Origin of the sequence: Streptomyces hokutonensis (assembly GCF_042751305.1) — a bacterium.
Taxonomy (GTDB): domain Bacteria; phylum Actinomycetota; class Actinomycetes; order Streptomycetales; family Streptomycetaceae; genus Streptomyces; species Streptomyces hokutonensis_A.
In genome coordinates this window covers 118,199-135,225 of sequence record NZ_JBHYWD010000027.1, presented here as the reverse complement: position 1 = coordinate 135,225, position 17,027 = coordinate 118,199, and the positions used below count along the sequence as shown (strand labels likewise).

At 70.0% G+C, this 17,027-nt stretch carries 12 protein-coding genes; 6 read left to right on the top strand and 6 right to left on the bottom strand.

Translation table 11 applies throughout. The features are described from left to right. The first annotated feature begins 10 nt into the window (after nucleotides 1-10). The gene (secA, locus tag ACFXC1_RS43680; protein WP_381253967.1) at nucleotides 11-2,824 is read left to right on the top strand and encodes a preprotein translocase subunit SecA; all 2,814 of its coding nucleotides are present in this window, start codon (nucleotides 11-13) and stop codon (nucleotides 2,822-2,824) included. 258 nt (nucleotides 2,825-3,082) lie between these two features. Here secA and ACFXC1_RS43675 read toward each other — a convergent pair whose 3' ends face one another. Further along, a complete protein-coding gene (locus tag ACFXC1_RS43675) occupies nucleotides 3,083-3,964 on the bottom strand; it encodes an Rv3235 family protein (RefSeq protein ID WP_381253964.1) in 882 nt (293 codons plus the stop codon). Between the two features lie 333 nt (nucleotides 3,965-4,297). Between ACFXC1_RS43675 and ACFXC1_RS43670 the strand changes: the two genes are divergently transcribed. Both ACFXC1_RS43670 and ACFXC1_RS43665 read left to right on the top strand, forming a co-directional pair. Beyond that, nucleotides 4,298-4,813: a DUF6912 family protein gene (locus ACFXC1_RS43670; protein WP_381253961.1), complete on the top strand. Its 516-nt coding sequence runs from the start codon at nucleotides 4,298-4,300 to the stop codon at nucleotides 4,811-4,813. Between the two features lie 95 nt (nucleotides 4,814-4,908). After that, the gene (locus ACFXC1_RS43665) at nucleotides 4,909-5,574 is read left to right on the top strand and encodes an HAD family hydrolase (RefSeq protein WP_381253960.1); all 666 of its coding nucleotides are present in this window, start codon (nucleotides 4,909-4,911) and stop codon (nucleotides 5,572-5,574) included. Between the two features lie 45 nt (nucleotides 5,575-5,619). Here ACFXC1_RS43665 and ACFXC1_RS43660 read toward each other — a convergent pair whose 3' ends face one another. After that, complete coding sequence (locus tag ACFXC1_RS43660) at nucleotides 5,620-6,186, bottom strand: DJ-1/PfpI family protein (protein WP_381253957.1); 567 nt, start codon at nucleotides 6,184-6,186, stop codon at nucleotides 5,620-5,622. A gap of 612 nt (nucleotides 6,187-6,798) precedes the next feature. On the opposite strand from ACFXC1_RS43660, the gene ACFXC1_RS43655 reads away from it, so the two are divergent. Beyond that, on the top strand, nucleotides 6,799-11,730 hold the full coding sequence (locus tag ACFXC1_RS43655; RefSeq protein WP_381253954.1) for an NAD-glutamate dehydrogenase: 4,932 nt from the start codon (nucleotides 6,799-6,801) through the stop codon (nucleotides 11,728-11,730). 137 nt (nucleotides 11,731-11,867) lie between these two features. Next, nucleotides 11,868-12,323 carry a GtrA family protein gene (locus ACFXC1_RS43650; protein ID WP_381253951.1) on the top strand — a complete coding sequence of 152 codons (456 nt, stop codon included), beginning with the start codon at nucleotides 11,868-11,870 and terminating at the stop codon, nucleotides 12,321-12,323. Here ACFXC1_RS43650 and ACFXC1_RS43645 read toward each other — a convergent pair. After that, complete coding sequence (locus ACFXC1_RS43645; RefSeq protein ID WP_381253948.1) at nucleotides 12,320-13,168, bottom strand: ABC transporter ATP-binding protein; 849 nt, start codon at nucleotides 13,166-13,168, stop codon at nucleotides 12,320-12,322. The two genes, ACFXC1_RS43650 and ACFXC1_RS43645, sit on opposite strands and share 4 nt — an antisense overlap. Next, nucleotides 13,161-14,078: an ABC transporter permease gene (locus tag ACFXC1_RS43640; RefSeq protein ID WP_381253946.1), complete on the bottom strand. Its 918-nt coding sequence runs from the start codon at nucleotides 14,076-14,078 to the stop codon at nucleotides 13,161-13,163. Before ACFXC1_RS43640 ends, ACFXC1_RS43645 begins: the two co-directional genes overlap by 8 nt. 324 nt (nucleotides 14,079-14,402) lie before the next feature. On the opposite strand from ACFXC1_RS43640, the gene ACFXC1_RS43635 reads away from it, so the two are divergent. Then, nucleotides 14,403-15,029, top strand: coding sequence for a TetR/AcrR family transcriptional regulator (locus ACFXC1_RS43635; RefSeq protein WP_381253944.1), 627 nt, complete (start codon nucleotides 14,403-14,405; stop codon nucleotides 15,027-15,029). 36 nt (nucleotides 15,030-15,065) lie between these two features. Here ACFXC1_RS43635 and ACFXC1_RS43630 read toward each other — a convergent pair whose 3' ends face one another. Both ACFXC1_RS43630 and galE read right to left on the bottom strand, forming a co-directional pair. After that, nucleotides 15,066-16,013, bottom strand: coding sequence for an ADP-ribosylglycohydrolase family protein (locus ACFXC1_RS43630; RefSeq protein WP_381254012.1), 948 nt, complete (start codon nucleotides 16,011-16,013; stop codon nucleotides 15,066-15,068). Next, a complete protein-coding gene (galE, locus tag ACFXC1_RS43625; protein WP_381253941.1) occupies nucleotides 16,013-16,993 on the bottom strand; it encodes a UDP-glucose 4-epimerase GalE in 981 nt (326 codons plus the stop codon). Before galE ends, ACFXC1_RS43630 begins: the two co-directional genes overlap by 1 nt. Nucleotides 16,994-17,027: the final 34 nt, after the last annotated feature.

Here is a 17,027-nt window from a genome sequence, read left to right as displayed (position 1 = left end):
ACCAACCCCCGTGTCCGTCCTCTCGAAGATCATGCGTGCAGGCGAAGGCAAGATCCTGCGCAAGCTGCACCGCATCGCGGACCAGGTCAACTCCATCGAAGAGGACTTCGTCGACCTCTCCGACGCCGAGCTGAAGGCCCTCACCGAGGAGTACAAGCAGCGCTACGCCGATGGTGAGACCCTGGACGACCTGCTGCCCGAGGCGTTCGCCACCGTGCGCGAGGCCGCCAAGCGCGTCCTCGGCCAGCGTCACTACGACGTGCAGATGATGGGCGGCGCCGCGCTGCACCTCGGCTACGTCGCGGAGATGAAGACCGGCGAGGGCAAGACCCTGGTCGGCACCCTGCCCGCGTATCTGAACGCCCTCTCCGGGGACGGCGTCCACCTCATCACGGTCAACGACTACCTGGCCGAGCGCGACTCCGAGATGATGGGGCGCGTCCACAAGTTCCTGGGCCTCGAGGTCGGCTGCATCCTCGCCAACATGACCCCGGCCCAGCGCCGCGAGCAGTACGCGTGCGACATCACCTACGGCACGAACAACGAGTTCGGCTTCGACTACCTGCGCGACAACATGGCGTGGTCGAAGGACGAACTGGTGCAGCGCGGCCACAACTTCGCGATCGTCGACGAGGTCGACTCGATCCTCATCGACGAGGCCCGTACGCCGCTGATCATCTCCGGCCCGGCCGACCAGGCCACCAAGTGGTACGGCGACTTCGCCAAGCTGGTCACCCGCCTGAAGAAGGGCGAGGCCGGCAACCCGCTCAAGGGCCTGGAGGAGACGGGCGACTACGACGTCGACGAGAAGAAGCGCACGGTCGCCATCCACGAGGGCGGCGTCTCCAAGGTCGAGGACTGGCTGGGCATCGACAACCTCTACGAGTCGGTCAACACCCCGCTGGTGGGCTACCTGAACAACGCCATCAAGGCCAAGGAGCTCTTCAAGAAGGACAAGGACTACGTCGTCATCGACGGCGAGGTCATGATCGTCGACGAGCACACCGGCCGTATCCTCGCCGGCCGCCGTTACAACGAGGGCATGCACCAGGCGATCGAGGCGAAGGAAGGGGTGGACATCAAGGACGAGAACCAGACGCTCGCCACGATCACCCTCCAGAACTTCTTCCGCCTCTACAGCAAGCTCTCCGGTATGACCGGTACGGCGATGACCGAGGCCGCCGAGTTCCACCAGATCTACAAGCTCGGCGTCGTCCCGATCCCGACCAACCGGCCGATGGTCCGCAAGGACCAGTCCGACCTGATCTACCGCACCGAGGTCGCGAAGTTCGAGGCGGTCGTCGACGACATCGCCGAGAAGCACGAGAAGGGCCAGCCGATCCTCGTCGGTACGACGTCGGTCGAGAAGTCCGAGTACCTCTCGCAGCAGCTCGCCAAGCGCGGCATCCAGCACGAGGTGCTGAACGCCAAGCAGCACGACCGTGAGGCGCCGATCATCGCCCAGGCCGGCCGCAAGGGTGCCGTGACGGTCGCCACCAACATGGCCGGCCGCGGTACGGACATCAAGCTCGGCGGCAACCCCGACGACCTCGCGGAGGCGGAGCTGCGCCAGCGCGGCCTCGACCCCGAGGAGCACATCGAGGAGTGGGCCCAGGCCCTGCCCGCCGCCCTGGAGAACGCGGAGCAGGCGGTCAAGGACGAGTTCGAGGAGGTCAAGGACCTCGGCGGCCTCTACGTCCTCGGCACGGAGCGGCACGAGTCGCGTCGTATCGACAACCAGCTGCGCGGTCGCTCCGGCCGTCAGGGCGACCCGGGCGAGTCCCGCTTCTACCTCTCCCTCGGCGACGACCTGATGCGGCTGTTCAAGGCCCAGATGGTCGAGCGCGTGATGTCCATGGCGAACGTCCCGGACGACGTGCCGATCGAGAACAAGATGGTCACCCGCGCGATCGCGTCCGCCCAGTCGCAGGTCGAGCAGCAGAACTTCGAGACCCGCAAGAACGTCCTCAAGTACGACGAGGTCCTCAACCGGCAGCGCGAGGTCATCTACGGCGAGCGCCGCCGCGTCCTGGAGGGCGAGGACCTTCAGGACCAGGTCGTGCACTTCATGGACGACACGATCGACGCGTACATCACCGCGGAGACCACCGAGGGCTTCCCGGAGGACTGGGACCTCGACCGGCTGTGGGGCGCGTTCAAGCAGCTCTACCCGGTGAAGGTCACCGTGGAGGAGCTGGAGGAGGCGGCCGGGGACCGGGCCGGTCTGACCGCCGAGTTCATCTCCGAGTCCATCAAGGACGACATCCACGAGCAGTACTCGGGCCGCGAGGAGCAGCTCGGCTCCGAGATCATGCGTGAGCTGGAGCGCCGGGTCGTGCTGTCGGTCCTGGACCGCAAGTGGCGCGAGCACCTCTACGAGATGGACTACCTCCAGGAGGGCATCGGCCTGCGCGCGATGGCCCAGAAGGACCCCCTGGTCGAGTACCAGCGCGAGGGCTTCGACATGTTCACCGCCATGATGGACGGCATCAAGGAGGAGTCCGTCGGCTACCTGTTCAACCTGGAGGTCCAGGTCGAGCAGCAGGTCGAGGAAGTCCCCGTGGAGGACGACAAGCCGTCGCTCGACAAGGAGGACACGGTGCCCGCGCAGGCGAGCGCCCGTCCCGAGATCCGCGCCAAGGGGCTCGACGCACCGCAGCGGCCGGACCGGCTGCACTTCTCCGCGCCCAGCGTGGACGGCGAGGGCGGCATCGTCGAGGGCGACTTCACCAGCGACGACGAGCCGGTGCGCTCCGAGGCGGACGGCCTCACGCGCGCGGAGCGCCGCAAGCAGGGGCGCCGGGGCAGCCGTCGCAAGAAGTGACGGTCGCTTCGCGCGGACGGGCGGCGAGGCGTGACAGGTGCCCCTGAGTAAGGGGCTGAGCCTGTCGGGACCGCTCCTCCTGGCGAGACCTTGAAGGGCCGGGCATCGTGAAGGTGCCCGGCCCTTCGGCGTGCGTACGTGCCGGGCGGGTGTGGTGCAGGAGCGCGGCGGGTGCGACCGGCCAGGCGGGCGGCCGCCTTCCCCTCGGCCCCGGGCCGCCGTCCGCTGCCGCAAACCCGGCCCGCCGTCACCCCCTCCTCAGTCGTCGTCCGAGGTGTGCGGAGCGCGCGGTCCGCCCAGTTCCACCGCCGTGCAGCGCCAGCGCAGGTCCGCGCCCCGTTCCAGCCGGAAGGCCATCGCCCGCACCTGGTCACCGGCGCTGATCCGGGCGAAGGCCTCCACGGCGCCGGGGCGGGCGACGTAGTAGCCGATGTCGCGGACCACCGGACGGGTGCCCCGGGTGGCACGCAGGGGGCCGTGTTCGGCGAGCCGGATCAGCTCGTCGTAGGCGCGGCCGGCGGTGTGCCGGAGCATCCAGTGGACGGGCCGCTGGCCGCTCAGCACGGCGAGGAGACGGTCGGCGAAGAGATCGGTGGGGCGAGGCTGCGGAACGCGGCTCGGTGCGGCCTGGGCGGGCACGGTGCGGGTTACGGCCCGGCCCGCGGCGGGAGTCGGCGCGGCAGGGGCGGTGCCGCGACCTGGCGCCGGCGCGAGAGCGGTCGGGGCCGAGCCCTGGCCGGACGGGACCGTGGGGGTCGTACGAGCCGCGCCCTGGCCCGACGCGGCTGCGGGCGACGTGCGGGCCGCGCCCCGGCCTGCCGAGCCCGCCGCCGACGTACGAGGGCTACGGCCCCGGGCGGCCGGTGGGCGGCCGTCCCCGGGGGTCGTACGCGCCGCGCCCCGGCCCCCCGTCGCGGACGAGGAGGTCGCGCGGGCCGCCGCGGTCGCGTCGTAGGCCGCCTCGATTCCGGGCGTGGCGAGAAGCGAGTCCCCGACCGCGTCCGACGCGATCGGCACGGCCTCGCCGGTCGTCGTACGGGACGTGCCCCCGCCCTGTCCGCGCGGTGAGGCCGTGCCCGGGCGGCGTGGGTCGCGGCGGGTCGGGGGGCGGGTCGGGGTGTGCTGGGCGGTCCTGGTCATGACCTTGTGCATGAGGGTCCCCGTGTCGTCGGCCCGGGATGTACCGGGAAGTAACTTGCTGGTTGGGGATCTTGTACGGGGCCGGAGGTGAGGACGGCAAGGACGTGGTGGGGCGCGTCGAAGGGGCCGGATTGTTCACTTATCCGAGTGATTGGTAGGCCTCAAAGCCCATCAGCGCAGGGGTGCCCCGGGTGAATTTCCGGCGTGGGGTGGACGCCTCCAGTGGTGCGGGTGGGGACTCGATGGGGGACGCGCGCACGTATCCTGGAGGCCCTCCCGGAGGCATCGCACCGTCCTCCGCGAGGCACTCTCCGACTACGAAAGCGGCCAGCCATGCGCGTCTACGTCCCCCTGACCCTCCCCGGTCTCGCCGAGGCGTACAAGACGGGTGAGCTGGGGACGGGACCCTTCGTCGCGTACGCCGTCACGCCGGCGCTGCGCGAGTGGTATCTCTCCGACGACATCGAGGAGTTGGAGTACGCGGCGCTGAACCGGGCGGCCCTGGCCTCGCTGCGGCTGCTGGCCGCCGACACGGACGCGCCGCGGCGGCGGGTCGTGGTCGCCGTCGACGTGCCCGACGGCGCGGCGCACGCCGACCCCGACCGCGGACTCGACCCGGCGGCGCTCGGCGAGGTGCGGGTGAGCGGAACCGTGGCGCTGGCCAAGGTGGCGGCCGTGCACGTGGATCTGGGTGACGCGGAGAACGACGTGAGCGCCGCCGCCGACGCGCTCGCGGCGGCGGATCGCGGGGACGACGACGCGCAGTTCGTCGTGGACGGGGCCGAGGACCACGAGCTGCTCTGGTACGCGACGCAGGAGATCCCGAACCTCGTCGGGCTGGCCGACTGAGCCTGCTGTACGGCGGCGGCGGCGGTCGGCCCGGCTGGATATGGCCGTGACCTGGGATTCTCTTGATTGTCAGTGGCGGCGGGTACGTTTTTGGCATGGGGATGCAAGCAAACGCGCACATCGTCTGGGACTGGAACGGCACGCTGTTCCACGACAATGACGCGATCATCGGGGCGACGAACGCGGCGTTCGCCGAGCTGGGGCTCAAGGCGATCACGATGGAGGAGTACCGGACGCTGTACTGCGTGCCGGTGCCGAAGTTCTACGAGCGGCTGCTGGGGCGGCTGCCCACCGACGCCGAGTGGGAGGTCATGGACGACACCTTCCACCGTTACTACGCCGAGCACCGGGTCGTCTGCGGGCTGACCGAGGGCGCGGCGGACCTGCTCGCGGGCTGGCGGACGGCGGGGCGCAGTCAGTCGATCCTGAGCATGTACGTCCATGACGAACTCGTCCCGCTGGTGCGGGAGTTCGGGATAGAACCGCACTTCATACGGGTCGACGGGCGCACCGGGCCCTCCGGCGGCAGCAAGGCCGAACACATGGTGCGGCACCTCGAGGCGCTGACCGACGTGGACCCCGCGCGCACCGTGGTGATCGGCGACGCGGCCGACGACGCGGTGGCCGCCCTGCACGTGGGCGCGCGGGCCGTGCTGTACACCGGCGGTTCGCACAGCCGGGCCAGCCTCGAAGTGGTCGGCGTGCCGGTGGTGGACTCGCTGGCGGAGGCCGTCGCGGAGGCGGAGCGGCTGGCGGCGTAAGGCGACTTCTCGGCGCGGTGCCGCAAGAGCCGCCCCGCCCCGAGCTCAGGTCACCGGCGCCTTCGCCCGCAGCACCGTGAGGAACTCCCGCATCCAGCTGGAGTGATCCGGCCAGGCGCGGGCGGAGACCAGCGTGCCGTCGACGACGGTCTCGGCGTCCTGGAAGGTCGCGCCGGCGGACTGCATGTCGAGTTCGAGGGCGGGGTAGGCCGTGACGCGCCGGCCGCGCAGGCCGTCGATCGCGGCGGTGAGCAGGGGGCCGTGGCAGATCTGGGCCACGGGCTTGTCCGTGTCGAAGAAGGACTTGAGGATCTTGCGGAGTTCGGGATCGTTGCGGAGGTACTCGGGGGCCCGGCCGCCGGGGATGACGAGGGCCGCGTACTGGCCGGGATCGACCTCGGAGAAGGCGAGATCGGCGGGCCAGGTGTAGCCGGCCTTCTCGGTGTACGTGTCGAAGCCGGGTTCGATGTCGTGGACGACGAAGCGGAGCTGCTTGCGTTCGGGGGCCGCGATGTGGACCTCGTAGCCCTCCTCGCGCAGGCGCTGGTAGGGGTAGAGGACCTCCAGCGACTCCGCTGCGTCGCCGGTGACGATGAGGATCTTCGCTGTCATGTCGGTGCGCTCCTCTGTGGCCTTGGACGCCGTCCTGACACGCGTCCGCGTCGGGCGTCATGGGCAACGTGCCGCGCGCCGGGGTCTTTGCCAAGAGGCCCCGCTGCCCAAGCGTCGTCACCGTCCCGACTGCCCGTGAATACGACGATTTCACTCTCTACGCCCCTGTGCATAACGTCAAAGTTCCACCCTCTGTTTTGTACACAACCGGCTCATGACGAGCCCCCGGTGAGGAGCGATAGCCTTGTGGCGTGATCAGCGCGATATTTCGCGGGGGCATCGTCGCCCCTGCTCCGCGCCCGGCGACCACGGACGACATCCGTGACCGGGCGGCGGTCGCTGGTCCCAGGGTCTGTTCGACAGGCCTTCGCGGGCGGGACGGAGCTCCAAGGGCTCCCAGGACGCCGTGCACACCCCGGGTACCGACGCGACAGAGATCAGCGTCACACCCTTCGGGCGTGCCGAAAATGGCTGATAACCCACCGCTCATCTCACCTTGCGGCATAGCGTCGGAGCAGACCGGACACCCCGGGCCGTGGCGTCGAGCCGCAGGGGAAGACATCGAACTTCCTTCTACGTCACGCAACGGCGCGCGACAGGAGCCAGAGGACAATGCAGACCAAGCTGGACGAAGCCAAGGCCGAGCTGCTCGAACGGGCTGCCCGGGTAGCTGAGAACAGCCCGGTCGGGGGGCACCTACCGACCGGGAAGACGGACGAGGGCACCCCGGACCGGGACACCGTGCTCGCGTTCCTCCAGCGCTACTACCTGCACACCGCCCCGGAGGACCTCGCCGACCGCGACCCGGTCGACGTCTTCGGCGCCGCCTACTCCCACTACCGGCTGGCCGAGACCCGACCCCAGGGCACGGCCAACGTACGGGTGCACACCCCGACGGTCGAGGAGAACGGCTGGACGTGCAGCCACACAGTCGTCGAGGTCGTCACCGACGACATGCCCTTCCTCGTCGACTCCGTGACCAACGAACTGACCCGCCAGAGCCGCGGCATCCACGTCGTGATCCACCCGCAGGTCGTCGTCCGCCGCGACCTCACCGGCAAGCTCATCGAGGTGCTCACCACCCCGCCCACCGGCGAGCTGCCGCACGACACGCACACCGAGTCCTGGATCCACGTCCAGATCGACCGCGAGACCGACCGCGCCGACCTGAAGCAGATCACCGCCGACCTGCTGCGCGTCCTGTCCGACGTCCGTGAGGCCGTCGAGGACTGGGAGAAGATGCGGGACCTGGCGCTGCGGATGGCCGATGAGCTGCCCGCCGAGCCGACCGCCTCCGACCTGCCCTCCAGCGAGGTCGGCGAGGCCCGTGAGCTGCTGCGCTGGCTGGCCGCCGACCACTTCACCTTCCTCGGCTACCGCGAGTACCAACTCCGCGAGGACGACTCCCTCGCCGCGGTTCCCGGCACCGGCCTCGGCATCCTGCGCTCCGACCCGCTCCACGCCGGCGAGGACCACCACCCGGTGAGCCCGTCCTTCGAGCGGCTCCCGGCCGACGCGCGCGCCAAGGCCCGCGAGCACAAGCTCCTCGTCCTGACGAAGGCCAACAGCCGTTCCACGGTGCACCGGCCGTCGTATCTCGACTACGTGGGTGTGAAGAAGTTCGACGAGAACGGCGAGGTCGTCGGCGAGCGCCGCTTCCTGGGTCTGTTCTCCTCCGCCGCCTACACCGAGTCCGTCCGCCGGGTTCCCGTGATCCGGCGCACCGTCGACGAGGTGCTGGAGGGCGCCGGCTTCTCGCCCAACAGCCACGACGGGCGCGACCTGCTGCAGATCCTGGAGACGTACCCGCGCGACGAGCTGTTCCAGACCCCGGTCGACGAACTCCGCTCGATCGTCACGTCCGTGCTCTACCTCCAGGAACGCCGGCGCCTGCGTCTGTACCTCCGCCAGGACGAGTACGGCCGCTACTACTCGGCCCTCGTCTACCTCCCGCGCGACCGCTACACGACGGGCGTCCGCCTGCGAATCATCGACATCCTCAAAGAGGAACTCGACGGCACCAGCGTCGACTTCACCGCGTGGAACACGGAGTCGATCCTCTCCCGGCTGCACTTCGTGGTCCGCGTCCCGCAGGGCACCGAACTGCCCGAGTTGTCCGACGCCGACAAGGACCGCATCGAAGCCCGCCTGGTCGAGGCCGCCCGCTCCTGGGCCGACGGTTTCGGCGAGGCGCTGAACGCCGAGTGCGGCGAGGAGCGCGCGGCCGAACTCATCCGCCGCTACGGCACCGCCTTCCCCGAGGGCTACAAGGCGGACCACACCCCGCGCGCCGCCGTCGCCGACCTGGTCCACCTGGAACAGCTCACCGAGGAGAAGGCCTTCGCGCTCAGCCTCTACGAGCCGGTGGGCGCCGCTCCCGACGAGCGCCGCTTCAAGATCTACCGCAAGGGAGAGTCGGTCTCCCTCTCCGCCGTGCTGCCGGTCCTCAGCCGTCTCGGCGTCGAGGTCGTCGACGAGCGGCCGTACGAACTGCGCTGCTCGGACCGTACGACGGCGTGGATCTACGACTTCGGGCTGCGGATGCCCAAGTCGCAGAACGGCAACGGGGACTACCTCGGTGACGACGGGCGCGAGCGGTTCCAGGAGGCGTTCGCCGCGACCTGGACCGGGCAGGCGGAGAACGACGGGTTCAACGCGCTGGTGCTGAGCGCCGGGATCGACTGGCGGCAGGCGATGGTGCTGCGGGCGTACGCCAAGTACCTGCGGCAGGCCGGTTCGACCTTCAGCCAGGACTACATGGAGGACACCCTCCGCAACAACGTCCACACCACCCGGCTGCTTGTCTCCCTGTTCGAGGCGCGGATGTCGCCGGACCGGCAGCGCGCCGGGCGCGAGATCGTCGACGCTCTCCTCGAAGAGGTCGACGCGGCCCTCGACCAGGTGGCGAGCCTCGACGAGGACCGCATCCTGCGGTCCTTCCTGACCGTCATCAAGGCGACCCTGCGCACCAACTTCTTCCAGGAGGCACGCGGCGGGCACGCGCACGCGTACGTCTCGATGAAGTTCGACCCGCAGGCCATCCCGGACCTGCCCGCGCCGCGGCCGGCGTACGAGATCTGGGTGTACTCGCCGCGCGTCGAGGGCGTGCACCTGCGCTTCGGCAAGGTCGCGCGCGGTGGGCTGCGCTGGTCGGACCGGCGCGAGGACTTCCGTACGGAGATCCTCGGCCTGGTCAAGGCGCAGATGGTGAAGAACACGGTCATCGTGCCGGTCGGCGCCAAGGGCGGGTTCGTCGCCAAGCAGCTGCCGGACCCGAGCGTGGACCGGGACGCGTGGCTGGCCGAGGGCATCGCCAGCTACAAGATGTTCATCTCGGCGCTGCTCGACATCACCGACAACCTGGTGGCCGGCGAGGTCGTCCCCCCGGCGGACGTGGTCCGGCACGACGAGGACGACACCTACCTGGTGGTCGCCGCCGACAAGGGCACCGCGACCTTCTCGGACATCGCCAACGGGGTCGCCGAGAGCTACAACTTCTGGCTCGGTGACGCCTTCGCCTCCGGCGGCAGCGCCGGCTACGACCACAAGAAGATGGGCATCACCGCGCGCGGTGCCTGGGAGTCCGTCAAGCGGCACTTCCGGGAGCTGGGCGTCGACACGCAGACCGAGGACTTCACGGTCGTCGGCGTCGGCGACATGTCCGGTGACGTGTTCGGCAACGGCATGCTGCTCAGCGAGCACATCCGCCTGGTCGCCGCCTTCGACCACCGGCACATCTTCCTCGACCCGACCCCGGACGCGGCCGTCTCGTACGCCGAGCGGCGCCGCATGTTCGAGCTTCCGCGCTCCAGCTGGGCCGACTACAACACCGACCTGCTGTCGCCCGGCGGCGGGGTCTTCCCGCGCACCGCGAAGGCGATCCCGGTCAACGCCCACGTCCGCGAGGCCCTCGGCATCGAGGACAAGGTCGCCAAGATGACGCCGGCCGACCTGATGAAGGCGATCCTCAAGTCGCAGGTCGACCTCTTGTGGAACGGCGGCATCGGGACGTACGTCAAGGCGAGCACCGAGTCCCACGCGGACGTCGGCGACAAGGCCAACGACGCGATCCGGGTCGACGGCGCCGACCTGCGCGTCAAGGTCGTCGGCGAGGGCGGCAACCTGGGCCTGACCCAGCTCGGCCGGATCGAGTTCGCCCAGCAGGGCGGCAAGATCAACACCGATGCCATCGACAACAGCGCGGGCGTGGACACCTCCGACCACGAGGTGAACATCAAGATCCTGCTCAACGGCCTGGTCACCGACGGCGACATGACCGTCAAGCAGCGCAACAAGATCCTCGCCGAGATGACCGACGAGGTCGGGGCGCTCGTTCTGCGCAACAACTACGCGCAGAACACCGCGATCGCCAACGCGCTCGCCCAGTCCAAGGACATGCTCCACGCCCAGCAGCGCTTCATGCGCACCCTGGTCCGCGAGGGCCACCTCGACCGGGCCCTGGAGTTCCTCCCCACCGACCGCCAGATCCGTGAACGCCTCGCCCAGGGACAGGGGCTGACTGGCCCCGAGACGGCCGTCCTGCTGGCGTACACGAAGATCACGGTCTCGGACGAGCTGCTGCACACCACGCTGCCCGACGACCCCTACCTGCGCACCCTGCTGCACGCCTACTTCCCGACCGCGCTGCGCGAGAAGTTCGCCGAGCAGATCGACACCCACGCGCTGCACCGCGAGATCGTCACCACGGTCCTCGTCAACGACACGGTCAACACCGGCGGCACCAGCTTCCTGCACCGCCTCCGCGAGGAGACCGGAGCATCCCTGGAGGAGATCGTCCGGGCGCAGACCGCGGCCCGCGCGATCTTCCACGCCGCCGAGGTGTGGGACGGCGTCGAGGCCCTCGACAACACCGTCGAGGCGCCCGTCCAGACCCGGATCCGGCTGCACTCGCGCCGACTGTGCGAGCGCGGCACCCGCTGGCTGCTCAACAACCGGCCGCAGCCGCTCCAGCTCGCCGAGACCGTCGAGTTCTTCGGCGAGCGCGTCGAGCAGGTCTGGTCCCAGCTGCCCAAGCTGCTGCGCGGCGCGGACCTGGCCTGGTACCAGGAGATCTACGACGAGCTGACCGGCGCCGGCGTCCCCGCCGAACTCGCCACGCGCGTGGCCGGCTTCTCCTCCGCCTTCCCGGCGCTCGACATCGTCTCGGTGGCCGACCGCACCGGCAAGGACCCGATGGACGTGGCCGAGGTCTACTACGACCTCGCCGACCGCCTCCACATCACCCAGCTCATGGACCGCATCATCGAGCTGCCCCGCGCGGACCGCTGGCAGTCCATGGCCCGCGCCTCCATCCGCGAGGACCTGTACGCGGCCCACGCTGCCCTCACCGCCGACATCCTCACGGCGGGCAACGGCACCTCGACCCCCGAGCAGCGCTTCGCCGAGTGGGAGAAGAAGAACGCCGCGATCCTCGGCCGCGCCCGCACCACCCTGGACGAGATCCAGGGCTCGGAGATGTTCGACCTCGCCAACCTGTCGGTGGCGATGCGGACGATGCGCACCCTGCTGAGGACGCACTCGTAGTACGTACGACCGTCTCGTCGTAGTCCCTGCGACGGGACACAGGCGCCCCGGGCCGCAATGGCCTGGGGCGCCTTTTCATGGGGTGTCTTAGGGGTAATCAGGGGGAGCGCTTACTCAGCCCGGCTAAGCCTGGTGGTGTGACTCTCAACCTCACCGAGGAACGTACGACCACCGCCCCCGTACGGCCGGTGCGGAAGGTCGTCCTGGAAGTCGTGAAATTCGGGATCGTCGGCGGCAGCGGCGTTCTCGTCAACTTCGCGGTCTTCAACGCCCTGCTGCACGGCCTGCGCTGGCCCGCGATGCTCGCGACCGTCCTGGCCAGCTGCGTCGCCATGGGCGCCAACTACCTCGGCTTCCGCTACTACACCTACCGCGACCGCGAAGCCCCCGGCTCCCGCCGCATCGCCCTGTTCTTCGCCTTCAGCGGTATCGGCGTCCTCATGGAGAGCGGACTCTTCTACGTCGGCTACCACGGGCTGGGCCTCCACGGTCCACTCGAGGTGAACGTCGTGAAGGCCCTGTCGATCGTGCTCGCGTCCGCGTTCCGCTTCCTGGTCTACCGCACCTGGGTGTTCCAGGACGAGGACGACTAGGCGGCCTTCTCCTTGGGCTTGTCGGCGCCGCCCGTGAAGGCCTCGTAGGCCTCCAGGACCTCTTCGGTCGGCCCGTCCATCCGCAGCTCGCCGCGCTCCAGCCACAGCACGCGGTCGCAGGTGTCGCGGATCGACTTGTTGTTGTGGCTGACCAGGAAGACCGTGCCCGCGTGCTGCCGCAGCTCGCGGATCCGCTCCTCCGAACGCCGCTGGAACGACCGGTCACCGGTGGCCAGCGCCTCGTCGATCAGCAGGACGTCGTGGTCCTTGGCGGCGGCGATGGAGAACCGCAGCCGGGCGCCCATACCGGAGGAGTACGTCCGCATGGGGAGGGTGATGAAGTCGCCCTTCTCGTTGATCCCGGAGAAGTCGACGATGCCCTGGTAGCGCTCCTTGACCTGCTCGCGGGACATGCCCATGGCCAGGCCGCCGAGATAGACGTTGCGCTCGCCGGTCAGGTCGCCCATCAGCGCCGCGTTGACGCCGAGGAGGGAGGGCTGGCCGTGGGTGTAGATACGGCCGTTCTCGACCGGGAGCAGGCCGGCGACCGCCTTGAGCAGGGTCGACTTGCCGGAGCCGTTGGTGCCGATCAGGCCGATCGCCTCGCCCTTGTAGGCGACGAAGGACACCTTCTTGACCGCGTGCACCTTGCGCACGCCCGCCGCCTTCTCGGCCTTCTCGCGGCGCAGCATGCGGTTGAGGGCGGCGGTCGCGGAGCCGCGTCCGGCGCCGGTTCCGTTGACCCGGTAGATGATGTCGACGCCGTCGCAGACGACGGTGGGGATGGTGCTGTCGGCGGCCACGGGGGTCCGCTCGGTGTGGTACTCGATGGTCTGCTCAGCCACGGCCGTACGTCTCCTCAGCCTTCCAGAAGTAGATGAAGCCGCCGACGCCGGCCAGCAGCGCCCAGCCCGTCGCCGCCGCCCACACGTGCGGGGGGAGCTGGCTTGCGTGGAAGCTGTCGATCAGCGCGTAGCGCATGAGGTCGATGTAGACGGCCGCCGGGTTGGTCTCCAGGGCGACCGTCACCACGTGCGGGAGGCTGTCCTTCTTGGTCAGCTTGTCGATGCTCCACATGACACCGGACAGGTACATCCAGGTGCGCAGGATGAACGGCATCAGCTGGGCGATGTCCGGGGTCTTCGCGCCCATCCGCGCCATGATCATCGAGACGCCCGCGTTGAACGTGAACTGCAGGAACAGTGCGGGGATCACGAGCAGCCAGGAGATGCTGACCGGCACGCCGAAGCAGATCAGGATGACGAAGAGGGCCGCCATCGAGAACAGCAGCTGCTGGAGCTGCTGCAACGCGAACGAGATCGGCAGCGCGGCCCGCGGGAAGTGCAGGGCCCGGACCAGGCCGAGGTTGCCGGAGATCGCGCGGGTGCCCGCCATGATCGAGCTCTGGGTGAACGTCCAGATGAACACGCCCGTCACCAGGAACGGGATGTAGTCCGGGACGCCGCGCTTGGTGCCCAGGAGCACACCGAAGATGAAGTAGTACACCGCCGCGTTCAACAGCGGCGTCAACACCTGCCAGATCTGACCCAGCTTCGCCTGGCTGTACTGCGCGGTCAGCTTGGCGGTGGCGAACGCGGTGATGAAGTGGCGTCGCTCCCACAGCTGCCGGACGTACGCGGGCAGGGAGGGGCGGGCGCCACTGACCGTGAGGCCATGGCGTGCGGCGAGCGCCGCGAGGTCTTCTTCGTCGGCCGGGGCCGGCGAATGGGGCGGTGTGTGGAGGACCTGGCTCACATCCGCTGCTTTCGCTCGGGGGGAGTGGAATGCGTGCGTCCGGCTGCGGTGTCCCGTCGCCCGGCGTTTCCTTACGCTTCTCTTTACGTTCTCTTACGTCGGGACGGGACCGTATCGTCGCAACGTGAGCGTAGGCCGTTTCGGCGTCGGAACGCAACCGTTTCGTCGTCACGGATGTGATCGGGTCGTTAGGTGCGCTGGGTTTGCGCCGGGACGGGCCTGTTGCGTCGGTACGTGCCGGGCGGGACGGGTCCGTTTCGTCGCGACGCGCCCCACCCGCGTCGGAACGCAACCGTTTCGTCGCAACGCCCCTATGCTTGAGCTATGACGACGAACGCCGACGAGCCCACAACACGTCAGCGCCGCCGAACCCCCGCCGGGGCGGCCGTACTCCGCGAGGATGTGACCGAAGCCATTCGCGCGGCGGTCTTCGAGGAGTTGGCGGCGGTCGGGTATGCCCGGATGTCGATCGAGGGGATCGCGCGCCGCGCCGGGGTGGGCAAGACGGCGGTGTACCGCCGCTGGCGTTCGAAGCTGCACCTGGTGCTCGACGTCGTGTCGGCGATCGCGGTGATGGGACTGCCGACGCCGGACACCGGTTCCCTGGAGGGCGACCTCCGGATGCTGTACGAGGTGACGTCACGGGCCCTGCGCCACCCGGTGGCCTCACAGATCATCCCGGATCTCCAGGCCGAGGCGGCCCGGAATCCCGAGATTGCCGACGCGATGCAGAAGGCGTTGCGCGAGGGCCAGGAGGGCGTCGCCAGCAAGATCCTCACGGCGGCGGAACGCCGTGGCGAGATCGGCCCCGGCATGGACGAGGACCTGGCCCTCGACCTCATCTCCGGCCCCCTGTACTGGCGCGCCGTGGTGATCCGCAGCCCGAAGCTGCCGAAGGGCTACCTGGGGGCCCTGGCCCGGGCCACTACGGAGGGGCTGAAGGCGCTGTAGGGCTCGGCCGCACCCCCGGCACACCGCCCCGGCGAGTCACCCTCCCCGCCGGTCCAACCGCCGCGCCAGTCCCCCGAGTTCGGCCGCCCGCAGCACCCGCCCGCCGAACCCCGGCAACGGTACGTGCAGGGCCGCGCTCCACTGCTCAGGGATCGCCGCGCTCCCGTACACCGCTCCGGCGAGCCCGCCCGTCACGGCGGCGACGGTGTCCGTGTCGCCGCCGAGGTCGATCGCGGCGCGCAGGGCCTCCTCGTAGGAGGACGTGGTGCGTACGGCCCAGAGGGCGGAGCCGAGGCAGGGCCAGACGGCGCCGTTGAACTCCGTCGCCAGGTCGGGGTGCCAGCCGCGCGAGAGGACGACGGCGTACCGCTCCCGGTGGTCGGGGTGGACGTGGCCGAGGGTCTCGTCGACGGCGTCGAGCGGGTCGCCGCCGTGCAGTGCGACGCGCATCAACTCGTGGAGGACGGCGGTGCCTTCCCAGGCCGCGCGGTCTCCGTGGGTGAGGGCGGAGATGCTGCGGGCGGCGTCCATTGTGGCGTCACGGCCCTCGCGCGCGAAGTACACCGACGAGGGCGCGGCGCGCATCAACGCGCCGTTCCCGGCGCCCCGTTGGCTGGTCTGGAAGTGCAGCGCGGCGGCCAGGTCCCAGGGGTCGCCGCTGCTCAGCACGGCCTCGGTTTGCAGGCCGATGTCCTTCGGGCCGGCGGCTGCCCAGCGCTGGAACCGCCCGAACATGTCCGGGAGCCGGAGCCCGTCGCACTCCAGCAGCGACTCCGCGACGAGTACGGCCATCTGCGTGTCGTCGGTTGCCTCGCCCGGGTCCCAGCCCCCGCCGCCGCACATCTCACCGCCGTCGCCGGGTGCCGGAAACCGGGCGGAGAAGGCGCCCTCGGGTCCGAACTCGAAGGGCGCGCCCAGCGCGTCGCCCACGGCGGAGCCGAGGACGGCGCCCACCGCGCGCTCCGCCCTGGAGGAACCGTCCATCAGCTCCGCGCCGCCCCCGGATGCAGCCGTACCCACCCCTCCCACGCCGACGTGATCATGTCCTGGACGTCGTGTTTGGCCTTCCAGCCGAGTTCGGTGGTGATGCGGTCGGCGGAGGCGACGACGCGGGCCGGGTCGCCGGGGCGGCGGGGGTGGACGGTCGGGGGGCGGTCGTAGCCGGTGATCGCGTTGATGCGGTCGATCATCTCGCGGACCGAAACGCCTTCACCGCGGCCGATGTTGAGGGTGAGGGAGCGGCCGGGGGAGGCCTGGAGGGCGCGGGCCGCGGCGACGTGGGCCTCGGCCAGGTCGACGACGTGGATGTAGTCGCGGACGCAGGTGCCGTCCGGGGTGGCGTAGTCGTCGCCGAAGATGCGCGGGGGCGCGTCCTCGGTCAGCTTCTCGAAGACCATGGGGACGAGGTTGGAGACGCCCGTGTCCGAGAGCTCGGGGCTCGCGGCGCCGGCCACGTTGAAGTAGCGCAGGGAGGCCGTGGACAGGCCGGTCGCGCGGCCCGTGGCGCGGACCAGCCACTCACCGGCGAGCTTCGTCTCGCCGTACGGCGACATGGGCACGCACGGCGTCTCCTCGGTGACCAGCTCCACGTCCGGCATGCCGTAGACGGCCGCCGAGGACGAGAACACGAAGGACGGGACGCCGGCCGTGGTCACCGCCTCCAGGAGGACGCGCAGGCCCTCGACGTTCTCCCTGTAGTAATGCAGCGGCCGGTCGACCGACTCGCCGACCTGCTTCTTCGCCGCGAGGTGGACGACTCCGGTGACGTCCTGGTCGGCGAGGGTGCGGGCCACGAGTTCCGCGTCCAGGACCGAACCCTGCACCAGGGGCACGCCGTCGGGAACGCGCGCGGCGATGCCGGTGGACAGGTCGTCGTAGACGACGGTCTGTTCGCCCGCCTCGGTCATCGCCCTCACGACGTGTGCCCCGATGTAGCCGGCTCCGCCGGTGATCAGCCAGGTCATGTGCGGCAGTCCCCTCCGTCACTCGATCACTGGA

Bases quoted from the DNA above. Each gene is read 5' to 3' on its own strand.
- ACFXC1_RS43660 (WP_381253957.1), bottom strand. From the start codon at position 6,186: ATGACAGCGAAGATCCTCATCGTCACCGGCGACGCAGCGGAGTCGCTG.
- galE (WP_381253941.1), bottom strand. From the start codon at position 16,993: ATGACCTGGCTGATCACCGGCGGAGCCGGCTACATCGGGGCACACGTC.
- ACFXC1_RS43665 (WP_381253960.1), top strand. From the start codon at position 4,909: ATGGGGATGCAAGCAAACGCGCACATCGTCTGGGACTGGAACGGCACG.
- ACFXC1_RS43675 (WP_381253964.1), bottom strand. From the start codon at position 3,964: ATGACCAGGACCGCCCAGCACACCCCGACCCGCCCCCCGACCCGCCGC.
- ACFXC1_RS43635 (WP_381253944.1), top strand. From the start codon at position 14,403: ATGACGACGAACGCCGACGAGCCCACAACACGTCAGCGCCGCCGAACC.
- ACFXC1_RS43655 (WP_381253954.1), top strand. From the start codon at position 6,799: ATGCAGACCAAGCTGGACGAAGCCAAGGCCGAGCTGCTCGAACGGGCT.
- ACFXC1_RS43630 (WP_381254012.1), bottom strand. From the start codon at position 16,013: ATGGACGGTTCCTCCAGGGCGGAGCGCGCGGTGGGCGCCGTCCTCGGC.
- ACFXC1_RS43670 (WP_381253961.1), top strand. From the start codon at position 4,298: ATGCGCGTCTACGTCCCCCTGACCCTCCCCGGTCTCGCCGAGGCGTAC.